Raw genomic sequence first — 7,236 nt, 5'->3', positions numbered from 1 at the left:
CTGCTTGAACTGATCCGCCGTGAAGAAGCCCGCGTCGCAAGCGAACTCGCAAGCTTCCTCGACGCCCCGCATGACCTACCCGCCGTGCTCGACGAAATTGTCCGACTCGTAGTCGACCTGGAAGATCGTTGGGGGAGTGCACTATTCCGAGATGTAATCGGCCTGTACTTCTCACCTACACGACCGAACGACGACCAATGGACCGACCATCCCACTATCGTGCTCCTCGCGGCAGAAATCACACGAGCACGTAGTCGCGGTGAAACCTATCCAGAGATTGACGCCTTCCACAGCGCGGTCTTCTTTTTGCTCGGCCTCTACGCACTGCTCACCACAACTCGCGAAGCAACTCCCGGTCGACAGGGAGTGCTTGTCAAATACTTGGCGAGCGCACTCCGTAGCATGCGTCCGGGCGGCGGACCTGCCCCGTCCTGAACAGACAGGAGCATCGCCAACGGGGTGGGGGGTGACCCCTATAGCGAGTCCTGCTGCGCCTTGCACAGCCAGCGTGCGCTCTCTCTCCGGCAATAATTCAACGCGGAGCGTCCGCAATCCGTCCGCAGTAGTCTTGGCAGCGGTCCATCGAACCCAACGTAGTCAACAGCCTGACCAGCAGCTTCCTCAGGCGGCCAACACGGCCAACAGCAACAAACGCCAAGGTCGACTCGTTCGCATCGAGCAGGTCATCACCTACGTCAATATTGGCCCGCAGATTCGGTAGAAAGCCAGGGACGGTTGGGGCTGTCAACGGTCTCTGAAAATTGATCCTCTACGGGTCTCTTAAAGTTGACCCGCTGTCGCAGCGAAGATTGGTGAGACGCACCGTTCAGTTCAACCAGACCCAGTTGTCGAGCTAGGAGCCGGGTAGCTGGTCAGTCAATATCTGCTGGATCAAGGGGGCGAGCATAGCGACCAGCGTGTCCAATTCGAGGTCGGCGATAGGCTCCACATGGGTGACGTAGCGGGCGATGGCGACGCCGAGCAGAGTTGAACTGGTCAACGCGATCCGCACATCGGGGTGGTCGGTTGCGAGATCACTCGCGAGTTTTTGGGTGACTCGGGCGCTGAGGAAATCCCGTAGCAGTTCGGCGGCGTCGGTGCTGGCGAAGGCCGAGCGCAGCATGGCTTGCACCGGGGCACTGGATTCGGGGTCCTCCCACAGGTTCAGGAAGGACCGGACGCAGCGCTCACCCAAGCCGGCGGTGTCTCCGTCGAAGACCCCTTCGATATGGTCTCCAAACCAGGTCGGTAGATCGAGGGTGGCTGCGAACAGTTGCTCCTTGTTGCCGTAGAAGTGCCGGATGAGTGCTGGGTCGACTCCGGCCTGGGCGGCGATGCCACGGATGGTGGCGGCCTGATATCCCTTGGCGCCAAACTGATCACGCGCCGCATCAAGGATGGCGTCTTTGGTCCCACTGTCGCCGGGACGGCGACCACCGGGATTCTTCGCCACAGAACCCCGTTGGTGTGGTGCCGGTCCCGGCGTCGGCGATGTCACTGATCTCTCATTTCTGCGATGACAGACTGCGGTTTAGTCTGATGGGAGCACGGGTGCCCGAAGGTGCGAATCGTAGCGTCCGCCGGTGTGGATGATGTGGCGGCCAGGGTTGGTGGTGGTCTCCTTTTCGCCGGCGGCACCGATCGTGGTCTGAAAATCCTTCCCGGCGATCACGATGCGCAGTTTCTCCCCGGCGTGCCAGCGCATCGCCATCGGCCAGATCTCGATGTCGACGGCGACGATCTCCCCGGCCTTCAGCGGCTGAGGGTTGTCGTAGGTGTGGTACGGCGCCAGCGAGGTGCTCCTGGTGGCGTCGAGGGCCCGGTGGGATACCCGCAGTTGGCCTTTGGCGCCGTGACTGGACAGGCCCGGAAAGACGTCGGGCACCAGGACAGTGCCGTCGGCACCCGTTTTCTGGACGGCGACGTAGAGATCCATGTCGTCCTCGCCGTCGGTTTGCACCCACAAGCGCAGCGACATCGGCCCGGTGATGGTGAGGTCGCCGAAATCAGCCTCGAACACCGCGGATTCGCTGGCCGCGACGTAGCTCACCGACGATTCGTCGATTCCGTCGGTTTGCTCGCTGATCGTGGAGTGCGCCGCGTCGAGGTAGAAGCTGCGCTCGACGACCGCAGGTGGGGGAAACGCGGTCTGCGGCAAATCGACCACGTCGTCGTGCCCAGGATCGTAGATGGCCATCCGCACGCGCGGTGTCTGCTCCCACCCGTTGTCCAGGCCCTTGAGCACGTGATCGAAGAAGCGGCGCAGGTCGTCCTGATGGGCGTAGAAGTCAGGCCACTCCTGGGTGTTGTGAATGCGCAGCCACGTCTTGGCCGGGTCGAGGGTGGCATAGGCGCGCAGCGTGCCCCGGGTGTGCAGCGCATTGGTGTAGCTGGCCACCACATACGCCGGAACGTCGATCACCTCGGTGTTGATGCGCTTGGTGTCCCAATACTCGTTGAACAAAGGGTATTTGGTCATCATCGCCGGAACGTCTTCGATCTTGTTGCGGCCGTACTGATGAGAGACCAAACCCTCGATGAAGGTGGGCTGCGGTATCCCGCCGAGGTAGGTCAACTCGCGATAGACGTCGGTGAAGCCCTCCCAGGGCGCGATCGCCGCCAGGTGGGGCGGTCGCTGCGCGGCGGTCAGCCACTGCCCCACCCCGAGCCACGAATTTCCCGCCATGGCAACCTTGCCCGAACACCAGGGCTGGGTGCCGATCCACTCCACGGTGTCGGCAGCGTCTTGGCCTTCTTGGGGTGAGAAGACTTGGATGTCGCCGTGCGATTCGTAGGCGCCGCGGGCGTCGGGATTGACCACGGCATAGCCGTGGGCGCACCAGTAGGCCGGATCGGGGGCTTCCCACTTCTGCAGCCCGGAGACTGCATCCTGAGGCACTCCTGCGCGGTTGGGGAAGGTATCGAGGGTGATGAAACCGCCCTGTTTGCCGTACGGGCTCCACGCCATGATCGCCGGTACCGGGTCCTCGGTGAGTGGCCGGAACACGTCGACGTAGATGATGGTTCCATCCCGTAAAGCGACCTCGACATCGCGGTCCAGGCGGATGTCACACGACAGTGCCCGCCCGCCCGGTGTGTGGGTGGTCCCGGCTTTTAGCACCGTGGTGCCCGGGTGAAAGCCGCGCCACTTGGCCTCGGGAAGCTCGGGGGAGGGGGCGGGCCGATAGGCGACAGTAATTTCGGTCATGATTCTCCTCGACGGAAACGGTTCTCGTGGTGGTCAGTTGGCGGGCGGGGGCACGGCCGGCGGGTCCGGGGCTACGTCGGTGGTTTTGAGGAACATCGCGGTCATCACGTAGTGCCCAATGAGCAGGGTGTAGGTGGCGATCTGATCGTCGGTGAAATGCGGTTGCACCCCATCGATGGCGGCCGGGTCGCCGTAGCTTCCGACGACCTGGTCGACGAACCGAAGTAGCGCCGCAGCATCGGGCGGCAACGCCGCGTCCAAGTCGCGCTCTAGGTCCAGGGCGGCGACCACCTCGGCATCGGTGCATCCGGCAGCGCGGGCCATCGGCTCGTGTTGCTCCCGTTCGAAGGTGCTGCGGGTCAGCGCCGCGACGCGCAGAATCACCAACTCACGCAGCCGGTCCGAGAGCTGGTCATTGTCGCGGAACGCCATGCCAAATGCCCAGAAAGGTCGCATGTTGACCCCGGTGCGCGACAGCATTCTGATGATGTTCGGTGCCTCGACACCAGGGGGCAGTAGCCCGGTGAGGTCCAGCGCGGCGCTGTCGGGAACCCTCATTTCGCCTCGTCCTTACCGAACTTCTCCAGCTGGGCCGCTTCGGCTGCCAACAACGCCGTGGCGAAAATGCCCTCCTCCTGCTGAGGTTTCGGGAATCGCTTATCGAGGTGGTGGAACGCGATGCTGGTGTTTTGCAGCAGCAGTTCGTTCGGCAACTTGCCGTAGTACGGCGAGTACTCAATGGCCTCGAGCACCGATCGGCCTTCGTTGAAGGCACGGGTCGCGGCGTCGAGGGTGTTCTGCAGGTACTCGGTGACCGAGTCGTAGGCCTTTTCGCGGTCGTCCCCGGTCAGGATGGGGCCGTGACCGCACACGATGGTGCGGGCGTCGAGCTTGCGGATGACATCCACGGCCTCGATCCAGCGGTCCAGCGGGCCGTCCCAGCACACCGGGGTGCCGATGCCCGCGCCGAAAAGGTCGCCGGTGAGCACCACGTCGAGTTCGGGGACGCTGACGATGAGGTCGCCGGCGGTGTGGGCCGGTCCGAGATCGATCAGCTCGACCTGCAGCGCGCCGATGGTCACAGTCTTGCGCCCCGAGAACGTCACGTTGGGTTTGCGCACCCGCACGGCCCGGAAATCGAATTCGGCACCGTAGGCCGCCTTGATCGGCGCGAAATAACTGCCCGGCTCCTCGCCGCTGACCGTCGTGGCCACAAACAAATCCACCGTGCTCTGGAACATCTTGGCCGCCGCCGCCTCGGTGGCGATGATGTCGACATCCTCACCGAACAACTGGTTGCCGTATATGTGGTCACCGTCGCTGTGGGTGTTCACCACGTATTTCACCGGTGCTTTCGCGGTGATCGGCTCGATCGCCTCCAGGAATGCCCGCGCGTGGTCGAGGTCGAAAAGCGTGTCCACGATCAACGACTCGCCGCCGTTGGTGATCAGCCCGGCGTTCGCCGTGCCGCCTCCCATACCGGGACCGTGCAGCCACGCATACGCGCCGCCACCCAGATCATGCAAACCCCGCGTGTGCGGAAACGTCTTCTCTGTCACCACTCCTCCTTCAAACTGCACGGGCCCGACACCTTGCAGGCACCTGGTGTTCGAGCGTTCAAACCGCGTTAACTCCACAATTGTAGAACTCCACGCCTGTGGAATACAAGCGGACTGCCGATTCGCTGCCAGGGTGGGCCATCCGGCGACGTAACATTCGAGGTCGATCGTGAGCTTGGCATTCAGCGGCCGGCAGCATGTTCCACGAGGAGGGCATGCGGCGCGCTTCTACACTCACCGCTGGTGTGGGGCTCAGCTGCCATTGGTGCGGTTCTTGCCGAGGAGTTCGCGACGTGTGCGGGTGCGGTAGGAGTCGCCGGTGAGGGTCAGCACTTCGGCGTGATGGACGAGGCGGTCGATCATGGCTGCGGCGACGACGTCGTCGGAGAAGGTTTCGCCCCAGCGGCCGAACGGCAGGTTCGAGGTGACCATGATCGAGCCCTGTTCGTAGCGCGAGGCGATGAGCTGAAAGAACAGGTTTGCCGCGTCCTGGTCGAACGGGATGTAGCCAACCTCGTCGATGATGATGAGCTTGTAGCGGCGGACCTTCTTCAGCTCGGCCTCAAGCTGACCGGCGTGATGTGCCCCGGCCAGCCGGGCGATCCAGTTGCTGGCGGTGTCGAAGAGTACCGAGTAGCCGGCGTGGGCAGCCTTGACTCCGAGTCCGATGGCAATGTGGGTTTTTCCGATCTCAGGCGGACCAAGCAGGATGACGTTCTCGGCCTTTGGTACGAACGTTCCGGTTGCCAAGTGCGCCAATACGTCTCGCCGCAAAGAGGGGAGATGGTCGAGGTTGAAATCCTCCAATGTCTTGACCGCCGGGAAGTGCGCGGTGCGGATACGCATGACGGTTCCGGCGGATTCGCGGTCTGCGAGCTGGCGTTGCAGCAGTGCGGCGAGGTACTCCTCGTGGGACCAATTGTCGTCGCGTGCTTGATCGGCCAGGCCCTCCCAGCAGCGGCTGATGGTGGGGATCTTCAATGCGCGGGTTAGTCGCGGCCTCACGGTCCCACCAGCGTCTTTGGCACTCGGCCCCAGCCGCAGATCAACGACCACATGCCGGACAAGATGTCCCCGCCTTGGCGTGAGGGCAGCATCACCGCGTTGATCATGCGAGAGAACCCCAACACCATCACCAACACAGGCAGCATGCGGTGCTGGCCCTCGCCGACACAAATCCGCGGCTCGGGAAACCACAGATCGCATTGGGCGATCTCGCCGGGCCGGTAGACGAACCGGTCGACCGGATCGATCCCTACGTACTCGGGGCGGATACGTTGCAACTTCTTCTTCAGCGGCGACATCGAATGCGGCCATCTGATCCGCTCGGCGATCACCGGCGCGGGCATCTTCGGCCACTCCACGAGCAGCGCCCGGATCTGCGACTCGTAGGCATCTGCCACCGAGCCACGCGGAGGACGTTGGTACTGCGGTGGTCGATCAGAGGCCAAGGCCGCTCGCACCGTGTTCCGCGAGACACCCAGCCGGCGTGCCACTTCGCGGATCGGCACCCCCTCGGCCCGATGTAATCGCCTGATCTGGGCCCAATCCTCCACCGAAATCACCCCTCCAAAAGACCATCGGGTGGGTCAAACTTGCGGGACCCGTGGAGGTCTACTTTTCAGGGATCGTCAACAGGGGCTGTAGGACGTTCGCCATCCGGCTCCGTATAGGTGCTTCGCACCACTTAATTTAGACAGCTAAGAAAGAATCAAGAGGGAGCGCATAAAGTCGCAGGTCAAAAGGTCGAATGTCATAACTGAGGTTGACTCGCGTAAACTTGGAGGTTGACGTTCTTTCGCACTGTTGGCGGTAACGTCAACCTCCAGGTTGACAACGGGGTCAGGACACCCGACCCAACTTGGCCCGCCTTGCCCGATACTTGCGCTCGTGGACCGGACAGGGGGCTGTCGGATTGCCGTGTGGCCCGGCGACTGCGTGTCCGGGCACGACCAGACACTCCATGCCTGAGTCCTCAGCGAGGAACCCATATCTGATGGCAGCGGCAATAGCCTTATGGATGGCTTGGCGACTCGCCTTCTCGAAGGGCTTCCCGTCCTGCGGGGGCTTGCCCAGGATCCATGTCAATTCGCCGCGCCCAAACACCGCGTGCCCGTTCGCCTGATGCCGGCCATAGGCGAGGGAGAAAATGCGCGCCCACATCGGGAGATTGTGGTTGACTGCACGGTTTTCCCACGCGGCCTGGTAGTGACGGGTCCAAGGATTGATCACGCCCATCACGCCGCCCGGCGGACAGTGCGCACGCGCAGGGTCTTGCGCCAATTGCTGCAGGGTGTGGGGTGCGGGAACGTTGCCACGATATGGGTGCAGCGTCCGCAGGGAGGCTGGATCGTGGTCCAGTTGTCACCCATGCTCTGGTGCGCCCACGCGGCCTGCGCGGCGCACATATCGCATAGTCCGTGGCTCGCGTATCGGGTCTTTGTGCGCTGCCATTCGGCGGCCTGGATG

Annotated in this window: 7 protein-coding genes and 1 pseudogene; 1 reads left to right on the top strand and 7 read right to left on the bottom strand. The window is 63.0% G+C overall.

The features are described 5' to 3' along the window. A partial coding sequence (locus tag A9W95_RS27435) for a TetR/AcrR family transcriptional regulator (RefSeq protein ID WP_216638126.1) occupies positions 1 to 435 on the top strand: 435 nt, incomplete at its 5' end. Positions 436 to 853: 418 nt separating this feature from the next. On the opposite strand, the gene A9W95_RS03605 is transcribed toward A9W95_RS27435, so the two are convergent. The 7 genes and pseudogenes from A9W95_RS03605 to A9W95_RS27430 form a co-directional block, all read right to left on the bottom strand. Next, entirely contained in the window at positions 854 to 1,453 is a 600-nt protein-coding gene (locus tag A9W95_RS03605; protein WP_067409264.1) for a TetR/AcrR family transcriptional regulator, read from the bottom strand. Between the two features lie 78 nt (positions 1,454 to 1,531). Next, positions 1,532 to 3,208, bottom strand: coding sequence for a CocE/NonD family hydrolase (locus tag A9W95_RS03600; RefSeq protein WP_067409263.1), 1,677 nt, complete (start codon positions 3,206 to 3,208; stop codon positions 1,532 to 1,534). Between the two features lie 33 nt (positions 3,209 to 3,241). Then, positions 3,242 to 3,766, bottom strand: a complete 525-nt coding sequence (locus tag A9W95_RS03595) for a carboxymuconolactone decarboxylase family protein (protein ID WP_067409262.1) — start codon at positions 3,764 to 3,766, stop codon at positions 3,242 to 3,244. After that, positions 3,763 to 4,767 carry an MBL fold metallo-hydrolase gene (locus A9W95_RS03590; protein WP_156745979.1) on the bottom strand — a complete coding sequence of 335 codons (1,005 nt, stop codon included), beginning with the start codon at positions 4,765 to 4,767 and terminating at the stop codon, positions 3,763 to 3,765. Before A9W95_RS03590 ends, A9W95_RS03595 begins: the two co-directional genes overlap by 4 nt. A 252-nt stretch (positions 4,768 to 5,019) precedes the next feature. Beyond that, entirely contained in the window at positions 5,020 to 5,772 is a 753-nt protein-coding gene (gene istB, locus A9W95_RS03585; RefSeq protein WP_253851547.1) for an IS21-like element helper ATPase IstB, read from the bottom strand. Further along, positions 5,698 to 6,332: pseudogene (locus A9W95_RS03580) on the bottom strand (helix-turn-helix domain-containing protein); the annotation flags it as partial. The gene istB and the pseudogene A9W95_RS03580, both read right to left, overlap by 75 nt. A gap of 672 nt (positions 6,333 to 7,004) precedes the next feature. Beyond that, a partial coding sequence (locus A9W95_RS27430; protein WP_216638125.1) for a hypothetical protein occupies positions 7,005 to 7,236 on the bottom strand: 232 nt, incomplete at its 5' end.

Source organism: Mycobacterium sp. 1423905.2, from assembly GCF_001673155.1.
Classification (GTDB): Bacteria; Actinomycetota; Actinomycetes; order Mycobacteriales; family Mycobacteriaceae; genus Mycobacterium.
Note: the sequence above shows the minus strand (reverse complement) of the source record. Positions and strands in the feature narration are given on the sequence as shown.